Source organism: Glaciecola sp. 33A (genome assembly GCF_002836745.1).
Taxonomy (GTDB): domain Bacteria; phylum Pseudomonadota; class Gammaproteobacteria; order Enterobacterales; family Alteromonadaceae; genus Glaciecola.
Genome location: NZ_PJAR01000041.1, coordinates 79,471 through 96,381, shown reverse-complemented (window position 1 = coordinate 96,381; position 16,911 = coordinate 79,471). Strand labels below are relative to the sequence as shown.

The following is a 16,911-nucleotide window of genomic DNA, read 5'->3' as shown; positions in this document are numbered from 1 at the left end:
TCGTCAATACAGTTCTGTTCAACGGGCAACTTAACTAACAGCCAAAAAATTAGTGCTACAACACTAACGCAAATCCCGCAAACTAACAGTAACTGCTCTAAATTTGGTGTCATTATTGCGCTCCGCTATATCTTTTTATGCGGTATAGTAAAAGGCTTTTGATTTATTTTAGCGTATCCCAAGCGAGCAACTCGATGGGTTAAATGATAAGAGTCTAACGATGAGATTGCTACCGATTCAGCAGCTTCAATATCAACATAACCATCTTCGCTAACCCAATAAGGTTCTACAATGACTTCCACTATCTGACCAATAACCAATTCAGTTTGATTAATTGCTAACAACTGAATATCTTGCACCTGCATCCCAAGTTTGATGCGTGACTCCAATACATACGGTGCCTTTACCTGATCCGTTGTTTGCGGCGTTAGCCCTATTTCTTCGAACTCACTCACCTGCGGATCAAATCTCGCTGATGCCCAATGCGCCTTTTCAACAATAGAAGCGCATATATGGTTAATTGTGTATTCGCCCGTATCTTTAATATTTTGCAGGGTGTCGCGAGGTACCGTATGTGGACGCATTATCATTCCTAATAAAGGTGGATGCGCACCAATATGGAAAACAGAACTGACAATAGCCAAGTTATCAACGCCTCTGGTACCGTCTTTGCCGCTAGGAGAGCGCGTACCGATTAAGTTAGCACTTTTAAAACCGGACAATGAATTAATAAAGTTGGCCCTAACGCGTTGCTCCATATTATCAATGTCGCTTGCGTTAAAATACTTTGGTTCCACGTTAACCTGCTTTTTATTCATTTCAATCATCATCCCTTTTGGCAATAATCTCAATACCAAAGCCATTGTCGATGATACTCAGCTCGATGGGAGAACAGCAAATGTGACAATCAACGATTTGTTGTTGCCCAATATCGTTTGCTTCATCAATCTCCAACTCGTTATAAGTCATACAATACGGACATTCAAATTTTGCAGCGTTACTCAACGTCATTTTATTACCCTGTAAACGTATTTCTTTTAAACACGACACCCAAAAAACCGCGATTTTTGGACCGCACTCATACTCAGTAGATTAACTAATGCATCACTATTTTTATCATCACTGCGTCTAATCTAACATGATCTAATACGAATAGAATGCTAACTTGGACGTATTAAATGCTAGAAAATTTCCAGCCTGATCGGTTCACGCTATAAGCCTCCGAACCCGAGCGGTAGGCCCATGAAGTATTTCAACATTGGCTCATAAAAAACGCATGAGCCTCAACTCTATTCAAAACAAACTACCCGCACAGAACGTCAAATAGCTCGGCAAACAAAAAATCAAATAGCCTAGCAGTTTAATTACAACAAAATACTGTATATGCACACAGTTATTTAGTATGCTAATTCTTTTTTGGTAGCAAAAGTATGCAGCGTCCCTTACCCACTTACTATTATTTAAGTCATTTCCACGAATTTTTGAAGTTTGTGACGGGCCCATGTAACGCTCTATTAGACTGCAATGACAAACAATTCATTGACGATTTCATGGCTCTTTCGAAACCACGGCAATGCCTGCTCGTGCGTTTTATTAACCGTAAATCAATATTTGTAAAAGCCAAGTCTTATACTTACGAGGAAATCGAAGACATTCCTGATAATCTTGATTTTCTGTTCCAACAAGATTGGTTTATACCACTGCAATCGAAAAATATCGTGGCCTTTGCCAATCATTTGAGCAAACACGAAATTATTCAGGTCATTGATGAATTGAACGCGACACGCTTGATTGAAAATCCAGTCTTGGTGTATAAAAAATCTCAAGCTAAAGCGACATTAGTTGCCTGCATCTTAGATTCAGCCAAGGTGAATGATGTTCAAAAAACCACCGTTGCAGAGTCATATTGGCAAGAAAATTTTGAACAACATATCAGTTATTTTTTATATCTCTATTTTGGTAATTTTAGGTCTAAATTGAATCAATTTTCAATGCGTGACTTAGGGGTTATGCGCACTCGTAAGGAGCAGGCGCAAATACTTGCCAGATTCGCCGATATTGCCAGCGCAAAATCAGCTTTTGTAATGCACTTACGATTAAATGACATACGCAGCGAATTGCCTCTATTGACCCACACAAAGACCCTAAATCAACTTCAAACGTTGCCCAGCCCTATAGGCTCCAAAGCAGTTGAATTAGATGCCAAGGTACAATTTTTATTGGCTTGCGAGTTATTAAAGCAGGATGCAACTGACGCTATCCGAGTTCTCAAAACGATAAACACCGATATAGCGCAAGAAAAATGGGTGCGGGAAGCTTACAAACTGGGTCTAAAGGACGAAGTTGAAGCTGAACTAGAACGCATAATAGAAGCCCCATTATCTGAAGACTTGTTAGCCTTTGCTGAAGACTTTTTAGCGCGTAAATATCACAAAAAGCGCACCAGCATATTGACCGACATGCTCCGCGAAAATAGCCAAACTATTCTTCTTGATGAGATGCACAAAGGAGGTGTAGAAAGGGGTGTTGTGGCTTATTATGAACAACGAGAATGCAGCGCCTTTCGCACCGAAAATGAATTATGGCGCGGGTTATTTGGCTTGTATTTCTGGCATGAAATATACGAACTGCAAGGCTTAGGATTAACCAACGAGTTTGAACATATACCAGCATCGCTGAAAACAAATCAATTTTATGAATTTGCCTCAAAACAAATCGATGAACGCCTTAAAAGTACCGACACAAAGGCCAAGTTGATCCAACAACTGTCCTTATCCGCGGCAAAAAATTATGGTCAGGGTAATATTATATTTAAGTGGCGCAAAAACATATTGGAACGTGTTATTTTGCTTATTAACTACAGTAAATTGGACGCCGTATTGGCATTGTTAAAGGCCATGACTCAAGATTGGAAAAACTTGAGCGATGGGTTTCCGGATTTAATGCTGATAGATAATGAAAAGCTGCGTTTTGAAGAGGTTAAATCAGAGGGTGATCAACTACGTCGCAATCAACTTCTCAGCATCCAAAAACTTCAGAGCTTGGGCTTTGATGTGCGTATTACTAATGTAAATTGGACTGTCGACCCCATGCAGCCTTATGCAGTCATCGATATTGAGACGACAGGCGGCAAAGCACAACATCATCGGATCACCGAGGTGGGTATCGTTAAAATGATTGGCGGCGAAGTGGTGGCTCAGTGGCAGTCATTAATAAATCCTCAACGCCGTATTCCACATAATATTACGTCATTAACCGGTATAGACAACGACATGGTAGCTGAGGCTCCCTTGTTTGCGGAAGTGGCTGATGATATTGATGAATTCACGCAAGGGTGTGTATTTGTTGCGCATAATGTTAATTTCGATTACGGCTTTATTAAAGAAGAGTTTAATCGCTTGGAGCGCCACTTTCGACGACCAAAACTGTGCACTGTAAGAGAAATGCGAAAACACTACAAAGGTTTGCCTTCCTACTCTTTGGCAAATCTCACCAAACATTTCAGTATTGACATGCAGCGTCATCACCGCGCAATGTCAGATGCCATTGCTGCAGGTGAATTATTAAATATGGTAAACGAAAAGCGCCTTAAAGACAGACTAGCTTGAGTTTTTTATAGATTTAAGCACAATAACATTGCTTGTAATAGCAACTAATCCAAATCGCAAATATATAAGTAAACATGTTATGCAGATGAGTTTTAAACAAAAAATGAAGCAATTTAGCGACGATGAAACCTCGCGGATCATTGAAATGGCGTGGGAAGACCGCACTCCTTTTGAAGCAATCGAACGCTTGTTCGGCGTAACTGAGCCCCAAGTAATTGAAATTATGCGTCGCAATATCAAACGCAAAACCTTTAATAACTGGCGCGCCAGGGTGACTGGACGCAAAACAAAGCACCTTAAACTACGTAGTCCCGATGTCAGTCGTGGTTATTGCTCATCCCAATACAAAGCAGTGCGTAAACGCTAGGCGTTTGCTATCTGCGACTTTCTATACCATCAAAAATACCGCGTCTAAACTGCGCGGTAACATCAAAGTACCATGTGCTTTCTTGCTTAGTTTGAGGGTCTTCTACTTTAATCGCATTCATAGGCCTTTGTTCAAAATAGACAAGCGACTGCCCAGTTGCGACCATTCCATTAAGTTGCACAAAAGCATATAAATCATTGGTACTGGAAATATAAAAGGCCGTAGCCGGGGTTTTGCCATCTCCTGAGCGCCAAATGGCGTCAATAAATCCGTCAAGCATGACGTTGTGATATTCCCCGTTCTCTTGCTGACCCGATTCAAAGTGACAAACCATTGCACCATAATGACCCGTAACACTGGTGTAATTTTGTTCTAAAATGAGCTTGGTAGCGTGCAAACAAGCTTCCCAGTTTTGTTCTTCCATGCTTGCAAAAGCCACTAACTTTTGGGCTTGCTCAACGTTCCCATACGGGCTGTATTTTGTGGTTAGCGGATAAATCCTAAGGATGTCGTCAAAATCGCTTGCGTGGGCCTCATCACGCTCAAATTTAGCGACTAATGCATAATAGTCGGCGTCTGCTTTAGCGTAATCCAGAATGTGTCGTTTTGCTTTGCGCTGTTGTTGTTTTGCTAAGGCTGCTTGGTTATGCGTTTCCGGAGAGGAAGATTGAGTAGGTTCGTCAGTCGACCTGCAGCCTGAAACAACCAGTGTTAAGATGATTATGAGGAATATTTTTGTCATTGTTTAACAACTCTTTAGCATGCTTGCTCCCGATTAAAAATTAACAACGAACAGGATAAACGTCAACTAATTTGCAAAACCACACACCGTAGGTAAGTACGTTAGTAACTCTCTGGTCTATACTTTTTATAGAATGTTTTTATATACAATCGTTCGACTTTATCCCTTGCCCACGGTGTTCTGCGTAAGAATTTAAGACTACTTTTAATCGAGGGGTCGGATTTAAAACAGTTAATATTTATACGGTATGCTAGGCCTTCCCATCCGTACTGTTCCTCTAAGTTCTCCATAATTGTTTGCAGTTTAACGCCATGCAATGGGTTATTCGCCTGAGTATTGCCAGAGTCGCTATTGGTTTCAGGGGAAGCGGAAAAGGCTGGAGCTTCATCTGCTTCAACCTTTGATTTTTTATCGTTCATATTAACTCACAAGCTAGCGTTAATTAAAAAGGTAAGAAGTTGAACGCGTATTCTAACTCAGTTGCGGTGACATTTTGAGTCCCAAAGTTAATTAGTCTTATTCGGCTTATTAGTTTTTCAACTAACTCGGGAGCGCCAAGCTCACTATTCACCAATCTGACTGACAATAAAGAGCCATCAGGCTGTATAGTTAAACGTACTGTCAACTTGCCTTCAATAGAAGGGTCTTGACGCAACGCGCGCCGATATAATGAATAAACAGCACCTTTGTTAGCGTCTAGGATTTGTCTAATACTGTCTAGGTCGCGGCTACCAATAACGTCTTGAGTTTCTTCTAAACGTTGTTGAGTCGCTAAGGAAGCTTTGCCTATTTCAGCGCCAACAAATTCAGTATTTCTGCGTTCTTCAAGTTCACCTGCCGCACCCACATCTGAGCTCAAACTGCCCAGTTTAATACCGCCACTGGTTTTGTTGGTTTCTCGGCCCAGAATTTTGCGCTGAGAGGTATCTGTTTGTCCGCCACCTTGGGTTTGCTGAGTGTTGGCTAAATTAGCTAGGTTAGCCGTATCTCGCATGCTGGCGAGTTGGTCCTGCAAGGCGAGTACACCTTTACTTTTTGCCGATTCGCGCGCCTGCTTAGTCTTTTCTTCCAACGTTGGCTCTGTCGGTTTTGGCTTCGGCTCGGGCTTCGGCTCGGGCTTTGGTGCTGGCTTAGGCTTTTCCGGCTCAGGCTTTGGTTTTTCAGGTTCGGGCTCAGGTTTTGGTTCAGGCTCAATCACTTTAGGCGGCGCAGGTTCCTTAGCTTTAATTAATTTTGCCAATTGCGGCGGCAACTTATCACGCTCCGCTCTGGGTACCTCAGGTAACTCAGTAATTTGCACATAAAATGCAATCGCCAACGTCAGTGCCAGCAGCACAATTGTAATACCAGTGAATGTTGAATTTTCTTTATCACTGCTTTCCCAAGGCAGCAGTGAATGAAAGTACGCTGAAGACAAGTTTGAAGTACTCATGAGCCATCACCTTCAGCGCTAGCATCTGCTTGTGTATCAGCAGGTGCAATTTCACTACTCGCTTCCAGTTGATTTTCTACCGCCAGTGCAATGTTGGTATAACCCGATTCAGCACTGGTTTGCATGATTTTCTTCAATATCTGATATGGAACCGATTTGTCACCCATAATGGTAATTGAAAGACCCGCATCGCCTTCTGCGTCTTGATCCTCTGGATCTGCCGGTGCTCTGGTTGTGCGAGATGCGTGGTACAACAATTCTTCTTTCAGTGCCAATATTGTATAGTCTTGCTGTTCGTATAAGTCTGCTGTTTTCGCAATAGGCTTGCCTTGTAACAAAATATTGTTGGCATTGATCATCAACAATAAGGTTTCTTTGGCCGGTGTTTTTACTGTCGATTTTGGTAATTCAACCGAATCGTCACGTTGCAACACTTGCACATCTGATGCATTAAGCATCAAGAAAAAAACCAATATCGTGAATATATCCATCAATGACACTAAGCTAAGCTTAGTGGTGCGACGTTTATGATTGCGAGCCATGCGTTTAGCTCGGGCTGACATCTTCATTGCGCACCTCCCGCACTTTTTAACTCATACCTTGCTGGTGCTTCGGCAAGTGATACTTGTGGAAACAACTCAGCATCCACAACTGAGGTCACCAACACCTCTTTGTATGAGCGCGTTGCATCAATTAAGCTAATAATGGTTTGATAGTCTGTGCTATCGGGCAGCATTAAGATAATGTCTTTTTTATCCTCTCCTTGGTCTAATAACGTTTGCTTTACTAACTTTAAAGTATTCTGCAAGGCTTTAAAATCGTGCTGTAAGGTAGGTTCTGCGCCAGTGGCAACAAGCGCTTCGCCGCCTGCGCCCACAGCCGGTATTTTAGTAATGCTTTTTACCAAATAACCTTGTGGAAAAAAGATGTTTAATGAGTCATCAGAAACTAAAACCTCCAAGCGTTGATCCTCAACAGCTTCATCCGCTCCCAGTGCCTCAATGCCGGGAAGTATTAACTCCACAACTGTAATCCTTGAGAACACCATCATCATTAACAAAACAGGCACCAATACAATCATCAAATTCATGAAAGAGGTGATGTCTAATTCAGCGTCTTCTTTCTTGGCGTTACGCCCATGACGTCGTCCAATCATAAGAATACTTCCTAGGTATCTGACTGGCGGGTTTTAGGGCCCAGATTCTCTTTGGCAATAAGGGTGTTTAAACATTTCACACCTGCCATTTCCATGCTGTCTACGATTTCCGCTGTCTTGGTGTTTAACAACGAGTGCAACAGCAATAATGGAATGGCAGCGATTAGACCAAACGCAGTCGTATTCATCGCTACGGAAATACTTTGTGACAGCAAGCTCGCTTTCTCTGAAGGGTCAGCATTGGCGACGGCTGAGAATGCGGCTATCAAACCAATAATTGTACCTAATAGGCCAAGAAGCGTTGAAATATTAGCCAGCATTCCCAAATACTGGGTGCGTTTTTCAAGTCGAGGAATAGTTTCCATTAACCCCTCTTCCATCGCATATTCAATATCTTCACGACGTGGACTAATACCTAAACGAGTAATACCGGCACCAATAACACGAGCAATAGGCGCTGCACTATTTTGCGTAACTTGGATGATTTTATCGAAATTTTGGCTAGCCAATAAGGGCTCAATTTCACGAAACGCCTTTTTATTAGTGTGTTTTGCAAACCCCAAAAACCAATAACGTTCTAGCGCAATCGCTAAACCAATAGCCAACACAACTGAGATAGGGAACATAAAAGCTCCCCCTTCTTGGAAAAAGCGAACGATGGTGTCCATGATATCCTCTTTAATATAGTGATCATTTAATAGTCTAGCCTCAATAGTTCTTGATGAACACAGCAGTTGAGCGCTAAAATTTAGATTGTTAATAGTCTATTCGAATACGTTCTAATGTTATGTATTATGAACCATCAACGTGTTGTTGTATTTATACCCAATCAGTTGTTTTGTGCATCCACTGCAATAGAAGACTGACCATTTTGAATCCCTTCTAGAAGTTTTATCTCCCTTAAAAAACTGTTACGTTCCAACGATTTAAGCTCAGTTTTAATGGGTGCCCAACGTTGTTTATTGCGATCAATACGCTGATACAAAGGTAACTGCCAAGGTACAATTGATAATACTTTTGGCTGCTCTTTATTTCCCCTAATGGTCTCTTCCAGCCTCAAAATATCTGCGTTTGATGAAGTGTTACCAGCTGATACGACGGGTAGCGCTAACGGCTCTTGTTGTTGAGTTAATCTTTGGGCTTCAACGGACGCCGGATTTTGTGCTTTCTCCTGTGCAAATAGATGATGTTGCGCACAAACCAATAAGGTAATTACAATCATTTTGCTGAGCGACCGTGTAAGCACACCTTTTACTTTATGCAGAAGTGTTGAAACCATCCCGTTATCCATTTGTTTGCTCCCGCTGCAGGACTTTTATTTGACGTTGAATATCCACGATCCACAGGCTTGTTAGTTTCTGCTCTTCGAGCACTGATTTTGCTGGCGACACAATACGTTGAATTTGAAGATCAAGTAAGGCTTTATATATTTTATAGTCCGCTAATGCCGCAATTTTGTCGCCGACATAGAGATCATTTAAAATACCTCTATTGCGATAGCTATCAGCATTGCCGGGCCAAGCATCAATTGCCTGGTTGTAATGCGCTTTAGCTAAATCAAATTTGCCTACGTCACGATACATAACGCCAAGACGGTTATGCGCCTGATAGTTGCTTGCGACTAATTTTAGCGCTGCTTGGTAATCGCTTATTGCTTTCTCTTTTTCTTCTTTAGCAAGGAATATATCGCCGCGTAATACCCAAACAACTGTATTTGGTGATGCCTTAAAATCGGGATCATCAATCACGTGTTGCACCTCTACCAAGGCTTTAGCTGCCTCACCATTAGCTAACTGATTTATCGCGCTTTGCACCTTACGTAACTGACTAGAATTTAAATTCGCTTGATTTTGTTTGTCTAATTTGAACGCATTCACTGTGCCCATTAATGCACGCGCTTGTAATGCAAGCGCTTGCTCTTCTCGTTCCTCTGGGGTTAATTCAAGCGCGACTTGAACTGCATCAACAGCATTACCCTCAGCATCGACTATCAGACTAGCTTGATCTGATGTTCCAGTCTGACCAGATGCAGTTTCAGCACCGTGAGTCGACTCAGCGTCCGGGTTTGAAAAACCGGGCAGCGACGGCAAGCTGGTGCAACCCGATAAGCTCGTAGAAAAAGCGAATACCAAGGCCAAGAGTCGTAACTTTGCCTTATTTAAAATCATTAGCACTCAACTCCTGAATCTGTTCTGGTTTGCGGTAGCGCACAGGTAGTAAGTTTTCGAGCGTTTTTAAACTTTCTCTTACCCAATCATCATATAAACCACCGTATGCGCGTTTAGCGTTATTTTCATGCAAGGTAATGGACGTTTCTTCAAATGGAAATGCTTGCTCTTCTAATAGCAATTCATACTGACTTAGCTCCAACGCACTCAAACCCGTTGGACGACTCGATTGCATCAAATCTTTAGCCAACACGGAATATAGCTTAGCCAGCGAATAGTTGGCTTGTGTGGTGAACTCAGCGATACCATAAGCCATCACACCATCATAACGGGCAATCGCATTTTTAAACGCATTTTGCTTGCGTTGCAAACTTTTGTTTAACGGTAGCGTTAATTTAATTTTTTTGTAGGCAATATCTGCGTCGGTAGCAAATACTATGGACGCCATTGCGGCTAAATAACGTGAACGTGGCGATCGCTCAGAACCCGCTTTTTGGTCCGCTTCAATTAGTTTGTTTAGCCAAAAGCGGCGTTTTTTGTCATCCTTCGTTTCATTATAAAACTCGGTCATCTTAAAGCGCGCCTCGTTGGCATCAGCCAGAGGCGATGGATATCGATGCGCATAACTTCGGTAGGCACTCAATGATGCTTCCCGGTCGCCCGCTTTGAAATAGTAACCAGCAGCAATATACAACGCATCCCGACCCAATTGAGTGTCCGCTTGTGCTTTGTGCTGTGCCATCAATAATACAGCCGCAGGCTGCCATTGCTCAGACTCCTCATAAGCAACTAATAGCTTGCCCGGGATACTCAACACTAAGTCATTTTTTGGAAAACGAATTTGGAAATCAAGCAACAGTGGCAACGCTTGTGTAAAATTTTCTGAAGCCAGTAAGTAAGTAGCTGCATCATATTGCGCTGCAGCTCTAAACGTTGAATTGGGGGTTTCTTGCATAATGCGTTGAAGGAACGCCACACTGTCAATAACCGCACGTCGTTGGGTTTCACTTAACTGAGCAACGTTCCTGCCCTCAGGTAATGGCGCTGCCAACGTTTGCTTCACTTTTGCTGACGCTAGCAGCCGTTCTGACTGCTGAAAGAAAGTCGCAGCTAAACGATTAGTAAGCGCTTGCACACGTTCATCCTTTGCCGGCATTATACGTAATAATGTTTCATAACCGGCTTGTGCGACTTGATAATTTTCAAGCGCGAAATTACCATGCGCGACGACAAGGCGAGCTGAAATTAAACTTTCGCCGTTGACATCATGCGCTGCAATATGAGTGTCGCGCCAACCTGCTTTAGGCAAGTTTGCACTTGCATAAGCTAAACCATTTACTTTGTCAGCGGATAATAACCAATGGCTCCAGTTTATTGCATCTACGTATTTTTGCTGTTCGAACAAACGTTGCATCAACGCTTGTGCCACATTCACCGTGCGTGGGTCGGTTGCAAAGGAGTCAACAAACAAACGCTGACTGATCATCTTTCTAGCTTCCAGTTTTTGCGTAAAGTCAGCCTCACGTGAAACTGTATTTTCAGCTCGTTTCTCAAACAATAACAAAGCAGCATAAGCGGCTTCGCTCGCTAAAGGATTGGGTGAATCTTGATATGCATAAGTTTCAAAGCTTTCAATCGCTAAATTGAAGTTGTTTGCAGAACTTAATGCCTCACCAAGATAGAAGCGCATTTGTGGCACTTCATCATCGGGTGAAAAAGTACGAATAAATTGGTCATAATAACCGGCTGCATTTACAAATGCTTGTTGCTTAATCTTGATTAATTCGCTAATTGAGGCCGCTGTCCAAGACGTGCTTTGCACTTCTGATATTGCCAAACTCACGAATGATCCTTCTGCTGTTTCACCACTGCTCAATTGCGCATTTGATACCAGCATATTCTCAACAGTTTGTGCAATACTGTGCTCATTTTGTGCCAACTCTTTTACATAACGGCGCAAGTAAGCGCTAGTTTGGCGACCAATAATACTCTGTAATCCGGAATAGTGCTGCCCATCGACACCATACGCAGATACAAATCGTTGCTTACCTTCGAGTACCAATGTTGGGAATTTACCCAGTATATAGGCATCAATGTGCTTAACGTAAAACTCAACAGCACGCTCATGTAAAGGATAAGTATTAGCGAATACAAGAAGAGTGTCAGCACTGTCTTTAAAGCGGTTATCGTTCAAATGTTGCTGAGCTAGCTGTTCATAAATTAAGTTTTCGTAAGCACGCTGACCATTAACAACAAAGAAGCGGTTAATTGCTTCGCCATTGCCTTGGTACGAGAACAATAGCGCCATAATACGAAGCGTGTCTTGCACTAGTTTCTGCTGGCCTAGGGGTAATGTGTTGATATTGTTGTGAGTTTGGGTATAGCTGTTTTGCTCTAGGGTCTCATCTAGCATTTTAGAAAATGCCACCAATGCATTGGCATGGTCTTCTTGCTTGAAGTAGCTCCAACCCAACATGTAAGCGGAAATACCATAGAAGTTACTGGCAGCAATGTTCACTTTTTGTTCAGATAAGGAGAGTACTTGGCTATAATTTATAACTGCATTATCGTATTTTTGGCGATTAAAATAGTATTCACCAATACGAAAATACAATTCAATATGATAGTTAGTCACTGCGTTCTCTGCGCTTGGAAATGTGCTTAAAAAGCGTTGGGCGACACTCACTGACTCATCCGGCTTTCCATCTAAATCAAGTGCTCGAGAAAGTTGGTACATAGCGTCCATGTATTTTATTTCTGAACGCCTAGCTGCGGCTACTTTTGCTGGGTCATCAGACAGTAAATCGGCTTGCGCAACCGACTTAGCTTGCTGCTCTAAGACTTCTTTATAACTAGAAATTGCTTGCTTAAAGTAAGTTGCCGATTGTAATTGCCCGATGCCTTCAGTCTTATTATTACTCGCTGCGTTCGCTTTTGAATCCTCACCGCCCCGAGTTGCAGACTGGCTCGCTTGCAAGGCTTCTAATGGAATACCATCTTCTTGCGCTTTTTCGGCAAGTTGCATTTCAATATCAGCTAAACGAAAAGCGACTTGTTGGCGCTGTTTCTCATCTTTTAATAACGGTAACAACGCGGCATATTCATCGCGTGTTTCTTGTAGCGATAATCTTGGCGCTATAGAGGGCTCAATCTTTATCGGCTGCAGGTCTAATTCAGCTAATGTTGGGCGATTACTGATACCTTCACTGATAAGTGACCCTTCTTCATCAGAGCTAAACATACCGCAGCTTCCCAGCACCATGGAAAAAGAGAGAATAAGTATTTTTTTCATCTTATAGACCTCTTCCTGGTTTTGCTAAGTCTTGTAAACGAATAATCGCAAGCCGAGTTGCCACTTGTTGATCAGCTAACGCTTGCATTCTTAGGTTCATATTAGCTTGTAAAAACTCAGTTAAGCGTTGAGTAAGAGAATCGACTAAGGCTTCAGTCCGCGTATAGTCCGCAGCAGCACTCAAAGCCATCACATCAACACGCGAGCGCTGCTCATCAATACTACTGGTGTTGTTTTGTAACTGCTTAAGTTGCGTATATTGATTATTGGCATCTGCGTAGGCTACTTTTAGTTGATTAAGTTGTTTTTGGTGTTGCCAACGCGTTGCCGGATACGCTTCTGATAACTCCCATGCCAATACCCCTTTTAAACGAGCAACACGTTGTCCGTACTTTTGCGATAAATTAGATTCACGTTCAGTATTAATACGCCGTATTCTCTCTTCGCCTTTATCAAGACGCTCAATTGCTAATACTTGCTCATTTGTGGCCAATAACTTTGCGGAAATTTGGTCTGAATTAAGGATCGTTTCAACAGCCTCAATACGTAACTGAGTGCGATCAAGGATTTCTTGTGCATCAGTTAAAGACAAGGCCTCGCTTCTGCGCTCAAATGCGTGTTCACGTTCATCAAGTAAACGATACATGCCGTCAATTTGCGCTAAATTCCCATCGAGCGTGTTCAACAGTTGCTTGGCCTGACCCCGCACGCCGAGTAAATATGCGCTGTCGATATCGCCATTACCACTAAGTAATAAAATTTGCAGGTCACGATGCTCTAGTGGCCAATTACCATTCGCCACAGTATCGAAAAAAGCAGCTTGTTGCACTTGTTCACCAAAAGTACTTAACGAGGTCATTGCGGCGTCTAATTGACGAGAAGAATCGCGCAGTGCATGAAATGCTTCAGCCAATGCGCCTTGCTGCTCGTAGCCATACGCCAATCCATGACTGGCCTGCAGTGCATAGATCCCTTGGCTGTTATCACGTAAATATTGCCAAGCCGCCATTGCCAAAGGCCAACGGTTTTCTTGTGCTAATGTCCAGCCATAAGTCAACATCGCTTGTTCTGCGTGCAATGATTCACGGCCAATTAATTTAAGTGCGATCAGCGCATTGGCGTAGTCTTTTTGTTCAAGTAGGGTGACACCTAAACCATAGTTTAGGCGGTCAAATAATGCGTTACGTTCTTGAAAGGCCCGGTCTTCTTGAATCTCTGTCAAGCCGTTACCGAACCAATGAAACCATGACCACCAACTTGAGCTGTTGTTTTCCCCTTGTATCGAATTTTCAACCGGTGTGGCGTTCAACAGCAACTTCGCACTAATGAAGGCCTCATTCGCGGCGTCATAATCTTGCTTGTTATGTTGTATTACCGCTTGATTGGCAATTAGATAGGTTTGATAAATAGAATCGCTGTTTAATTTTCCTGCAAGTGTTTCCCAATCAGCGCCCATATTCATGCGTTCATGACTAACTTGGTAGACCAGTTCTTCCCAGTGATCTTGGCTTAGCTCGTCTTCTAAATCATGCTCGATAATCGCTGAATATGCACGTTCGCTTACGCCCATACGTTTTTGTGCAAAGCTCGACTTAGCTAACCAAAACCACGTGTTTGCTTGAATATAAGGATCGCCTGATTGCGCTAGTAAGCGATTAAAAATGCCTTCGGCTTGCTGTGTCATACCTAACTGCAAACTCACCGCACCTTTCATTAAATCAAGTCGATCTTGGTTGTCAGGCCCGTAGGGTGTTTGTGCCCTCAATTCGTTTAAGCGGGTTAATGCACCTTGCAATAAAGTTTGGTCGGGAGCGCCTTGAAAGTAGCTATAAACCACCTGACCAAAGGCAAGATCTTGGCGTTTTTGCGCTAAAATTTGAACAGCGCTGCGCGTATCTTCTGCAGGCGCTGCCGTCTCTGGCGTTGAAAAACAGCCATTAAGTAATAACGAAACGAGCGCAATACATGCAAATTTAGTAGCCTTAAATTGAGTCATAAACAAAAGCAAGTCGACCTAAAGTAATATGGCTGAAAAAGTAGGTTGTTGCTTTGATGTCGAATCCACAATTTTCAGTTCTATCGTGGCGGCTTCATCGTCTTTATCAAACTTCAATGTAACAGCGCGTTTATAAGGTCTATTTTCAGGTCCTATACCGATAAAGAACGCAGATATTTCTCTGTCTCCTTGATTTATATTGCCGACGAACAAACGCTGAACACCGCCTTTATACAAGGCATTCACTTGGCGTTGTGTATACAAATAATGAGTTGCTAATTTACCGTCAATCTTTAACTCAACCGCATCGAGCTTAAAGTATTCACCCACGTCTAGGGATAAATAAACGGCAATCTGGGTGCTTGATGGAAATAACAAGTCCTCTTCCAAAATAAACAAATCACGATTCAAATTCACTAATGCTTGTTTGAGCGTTTCCATTTCAGCCGCTAAATCGCTATCCGCAACCGCAGGTTGATTTGTAACTTCGGCTAGTACAGGCATTTGCGCATCACTTGAGTCTTCTTGCGCATTTGCATTATTGGCGCATAGTGCCACTGCAATTAACAACATAATCGCTGAGCACGCTTGCACTAATACATTCTTAATTAATGGCAAAGCAACAATGCGCGTGGTGCTTCGCAAATCATTTGCAGTATGGATTGATGCATGTCTAATTGTCATATCTAGTACCAAATTGAAGCAAATATGCGTAACACATTTGCCGAGAATCCAAACAATGGTTCTTCACCCACAGGTGTTTGCGCCGTGGCATCTCTGAAGTCATCGTAATCAAATTTCATGTAATCCCATTCAAAATGCACTGCACTCTTTTTAAAAGTAGCAGTTTGAGAGAATTGCCATTCGTAGGACACACTTATGCCTGCAGTTAAGCCTGTATAAGTGCTCATTTCTTTATCGCGAGCCATAAAGTTAAACTCATCGGGGCGACTAAATAAATCTTGGTAAAAATCCGCCTTATCCTGTTTGTAGTGACGTAAAAACACTTCAAAAATCCAATCATCTTCAATCGGGTGTATATAACCTAGCTTAACGTTTTGCGCTTTTATACCCCAAGTATCACTGTATATTCTAGCGTCACCGTAAATAGCAGCTCGATAAGGAAGATAATAGTTAGCATTTATCGAATAAGCAGTGCTTGATCGCGTGTTCGGATATTTTTCTGTCGCGAAACTAAAGCCACGATCAGTCGAAGAATCAAGGAAACGCACTGCACGGTATGGATTATTCAAATAACCTTCATCCGAGATATGCTCAACGTTAAAACCAACAATTAAACTTTTTGTAGCCACTTGGCTAAAACCTAAACCAAACTTTTGACGGTCGGCTTCTTCTTCGAAGCTTTCATCACCGCGACGACCAACAACATCCCATCCTTTCGAATAACTTAATGAAATAGTACTTAAGTCACCGAAAAAGTCTTGGCTAATTCCGACGTAAAAGGAATTGGCTTCAAAATCATTTTCACTACTGTTAGTGAAACTCGTGCTTAATAATGTTTTGTTATTTAGGTAATCCAAACCAACGGTTTTTTCCTTACGTACTTCTTCATATGGACTCGCCGTTGCGCGCACGTCAATTGACGCGCCTGAAACGGTATCAACATAATAGTTTGCTGACACCGAGACTTTGCCAGCAATGTTTTTGCGCAATAACACCGACGGTCCATCAATTGTCACGCCATCACCTTCGTAGAAATGATAAAGCACATCCGCGCGCTCAATAGGCAGCACAGCAGCCTTAATCGGCCCCATAAACAAAAAGCTTAAAATCAGGCCTAAAACGACTGACACAGGCTTAACCAAAGTCAGATTTTGAGCAATAGCCTGCGTAGTTTGTATTTTAGTTACAACCACAACCACCACCTGCGCCGCCATCGGCACCACGCGCACCTTCGCGAGATTCAAACACGTGCTTGGCATACGCCAAAGCCACCGGATTACGATTCATACTCATTATAGGGTCAGCTAAATTACTGCGCTCATAAGGCTTAACCCAAGGCTCTAGGTTAGCCAATGGGTTGATACTCTCATTGATACTTTCAAACGTACTTGCACAGCCGCTAGAGAGTATTGCGATGCAGGCTACAAGTAATAATCGGATAGACGCTTTATTCAGTAATCTCATGT

The 16,911-nt window shown here is 42.5% G+C and carries 17 protein-coding genes; 2 read left to right on the top strand and 15 right to left on the bottom strand.

Annotated features, from left to right (window positions below; all coding sequences use genetic code 11):
• Positions 1–125 precede the first annotated feature (125 nt).
• Both CXF81_RS12025 and CXF81_RS12020 read right to left on the bottom strand, forming a co-directional pair.
• Positions 126–818, bottom strand: coding sequence for a flavin reductase family protein (locus CXF81_RS12025; protein ID WP_101181732.1), 693 nt, complete (start codon positions 816–818; stop codon positions 126–128).
• Between the two features lies 1 nt (position 819).
• The gene (locus tag CXF81_RS12020; protein WP_101181594.1) at positions 820–1,011 is read right to left on the bottom strand and encodes a CPXCG motif-containing cysteine-rich protein; all 192 of its coding nucleotides are present in this window, start codon (positions 1,009–1,011) and stop codon (positions 820–822) included.
• 419 nt (positions 1,012–1,430) lie between these two features.
• On the opposite strand from CXF81_RS12020, the gene CXF81_RS12015 reads away from it, so the two are divergent.
• Positions 1,431–3,608, top strand: a complete 2,178-nt coding sequence (locus tag CXF81_RS12015; protein ID WP_101181593.1) for an exonuclease domain-containing protein — start codon at positions 1,431–1,433, stop codon at positions 3,606–3,608.
• An 85-nt stretch (positions 3,609–3,693) separates the two neighbouring features.
• On the top strand, positions 3,694–3,975 hold the full coding sequence (locus CXF81_RS12010) for a TIGR03643 family protein (protein ID WP_232771904.1): 282 nt from the start codon (positions 3,694–3,696) through the stop codon (positions 3,973–3,975).
• A 7-nt stretch (positions 3,976–3,982) separates the two neighbouring features.
• On the opposite strand, the gene CXF81_RS12005 is transcribed toward CXF81_RS12010, so the two are convergent.
• From CXF81_RS12005 to CXF81_RS11940, 13 genes are all read right to left on the bottom strand, one after another.
• Positions 3,983–4,717 carry a DUF4919 domain-containing protein gene (locus CXF81_RS12005; protein WP_101181592.1) on the bottom strand — a complete coding sequence of 245 codons (735 nt, stop codon included), beginning with the start codon at positions 4,715–4,717 and terminating at the stop codon, positions 3,983–3,985.
• 101 nt (positions 4,718–4,818) lie between these two features.
• Positions 4,819–5,034 (bottom strand): VF530 family DNA-binding protein, encoded by a 216-nt coding sequence (locus CXF81_RS20340; RefSeq protein ID WP_255409449.1) that lies wholly within the window; start codon positions 5,032–5,034, stop codon positions 4,819–4,821.
• A 125-nt stretch (positions 5,035–5,159) separates the two neighbouring features.
• Positions 5,160–6,149: an AgmX/PglI C-terminal domain-containing protein gene (locus tag CXF81_RS19895; RefSeq protein ID WP_157825553.1), complete on the bottom strand. Its 990-nt coding sequence runs from the start codon at positions 6,147–6,149 to the stop codon at positions 5,160–5,162.
• Positions 6,146–6,718, bottom strand: a complete 573-nt coding sequence (locus CXF81_RS11985) for a biopolymer transporter ExbD (RefSeq protein WP_198556389.1) — start codon at positions 6,716–6,718, stop codon at positions 6,146–6,148. The genes CXF81_RS19895 and CXF81_RS11985 overlap by 4 nt, the downstream gene beginning before the upstream one ends.
• A complete protein-coding gene (locus CXF81_RS11980) occupies positions 6,715–7,305 on the bottom strand; it encodes a biopolymer transporter ExbD (RefSeq protein WP_101181588.1) in 591 nt (196 codons plus the stop codon). Before CXF81_RS11980 ends, CXF81_RS11985 begins: the two co-directional genes overlap by 4 nt.
• A gap of 11 nt (positions 7,306–7,316) precedes the next feature.
• Positions 7,317–7,973 (bottom strand): MotA/TolQ/ExbB proton channel family protein, encoded by a 657-nt coding sequence (locus tag CXF81_RS11975; RefSeq protein ID WP_101181587.1) that lies wholly within the window; start codon positions 7,971–7,973, stop codon positions 7,317–7,319.
• Between the two features lie 161 nt (positions 7,974–8,134).
• Positions 8,135–8,584 (bottom strand): hypothetical protein, encoded by a 450-nt coding sequence (locus CXF81_RS11970; protein ID WP_232771903.1) that lies wholly within the window; start codon positions 8,582–8,584, stop codon positions 8,135–8,137.
• 4 nt (positions 8,585–8,588) lie between these two features.
• Entirely contained in the window at positions 8,589–9,473 is an 885-nt protein-coding gene (locus CXF81_RS11965; protein ID WP_101181585.1) for a tetratricopeptide repeat protein, read from the bottom strand.
• Entirely contained in the window at positions 9,460–12,765 is a 3,306-nt protein-coding gene (locus CXF81_RS11960) for a tol-pal system YbgF family protein (protein ID WP_101181584.1), read from the bottom strand. The genes CXF81_RS11965 and CXF81_RS11960 overlap by 14 nt, the downstream gene beginning before the upstream one ends.
• Position 12,766: 1 nt before the next feature.
• Positions 12,767–14,761: a hypothetical protein gene (locus tag CXF81_RS11955; protein WP_232771902.1), complete on the bottom strand. Its 1,995-nt coding sequence runs from the start codon at positions 14,759–14,761 to the stop codon at positions 12,767–12,769.
• A gap of 18 nt (positions 14,762–14,779) precedes the next feature.
• Positions 14,780–15,445, bottom strand: a complete 666-nt coding sequence (locus CXF81_RS11950; RefSeq protein ID WP_101181582.1) for a hypothetical protein — start codon at positions 15,443–15,445, stop codon at positions 14,780–14,782.
• Positions 15,446–15,447: 2 nt separating this feature from the next.
• Positions 15,448–16,638, bottom strand: a complete 1,191-nt coding sequence (locus CXF81_RS11945) for a DUF3570 domain-containing protein (protein WP_101181729.1) — start codon at positions 16,636–16,638, stop codon at positions 15,448–15,450.
• On the bottom strand, positions 16,625–16,909 hold the full coding sequence (locus CXF81_RS11940; RefSeq protein ID WP_101181730.1) for a DUF4266 domain-containing protein: 285 nt from the start codon (positions 16,907–16,909) through the stop codon (positions 16,625–16,627). Before CXF81_RS11940 ends, CXF81_RS11945 begins: the two co-directional genes overlap by 14 nt.
• Between the last annotated feature and the right edge of the window lie 2 nt (positions 16,910–16,911).

Excerpts from the sequence above, each read along its gene's own strand:
- CXF81_RS12025 (WP_101181732.1), bottom strand. The coding sequence starts at position 818 with ATGAATAAAAAGCAGGTTAACGTGGAACCAAAGTATTTTAACGCAAGC.
- CXF81_RS12020 (WP_101181594.1), bottom strand. The coding sequence starts at position 1,011 with ATGACGTTGAGTAACGCTGCAAAATTTGAATGTCCGTATTGTATGACT.
- CXF81_RS12015 (WP_101181593.1), top strand. The coding sequence starts at position 1,431 with ATGCAGCGTCCCTTACCCACTTACTATTATTTAAGTCATTTCCACGAA.
- CXF81_RS12010 (WP_232771904.1), top strand. The coding sequence starts at position 3,694 with ATGAGTTTTAAACAAAAAATGAAGCAATTTAGCGACGATGAAACCTCG.
- CXF81_RS12005 (WP_101181592.1), bottom strand. The coding sequence starts at position 4,717 with ATGACAAAAATATTCCTCATAATCATCTTAACACTGGTTGTTTCAGGC.
- CXF81_RS19895 (WP_157825553.1), bottom strand. The coding sequence starts at position 6,149 with ATGAGTACTTCAAACTTGTCTTCAGCGTACTTTCATTCACTGCTGCCT.
- CXF81_RS11985 (WP_198556389.1), bottom strand. The coding sequence starts at position 6,718 with ATGAAGATGTCAGCCCGAGCTAAACGCATGGCTCGCAATCATAAACGT.
- CXF81_RS11980 (WP_101181588.1), bottom strand. The coding sequence starts at position 7,305 with ATGATTGGACGACGTCATGGGCGTAACGCCAAGAAAGAAGACGCTGAA.
- CXF81_RS11975 (WP_101181587.1), bottom strand. The coding sequence starts at position 7,973 with ATGGACACCATCGTTCGCTTTTTCCAAGAAGGGGGAGCTTTTATGTTC.
- CXF81_RS11970 (WP_232771903.1), bottom strand. The coding sequence starts at position 8,584 with ATGGTTTCAACACTTCTGCATAAAGTAAAAGGTGTGCTTACACGGTCG.
- CXF81_RS11965 (WP_101181585.1), bottom strand. The coding sequence starts at position 9,473 with ATGATTTTAAATAAGGCAAAGTTACGACTCTTGGCCTTGGTATTCGCT.
- CXF81_RS11960 (WP_101181584.1), bottom strand. The coding sequence starts at position 12,765 with ATGAAAAAAATACTTATTCTCTCTTTTTCCATGGTGCTGGGAAGCTGC.
- CXF81_RS11955 (WP_232771902.1), bottom strand. The coding sequence starts at position 14,761 with ATGACTCAATTTAAGGCTACTAAATTTGCATGTATTGCGCTCGTTTCG.
- CXF81_RS11950 (WP_101181582.1), bottom strand. The coding sequence starts at position 15,445 with ATGACAATTAGACATGCATCAATCCATACTGCAAATGATTTGCGAAGC.
- CXF81_RS11940 (WP_101181730.1), bottom strand. The coding sequence starts at position 16,909 with ATGAGATTACTGAATAAAGCGTCTATCCGATTATTACTTGTAGCCTGC.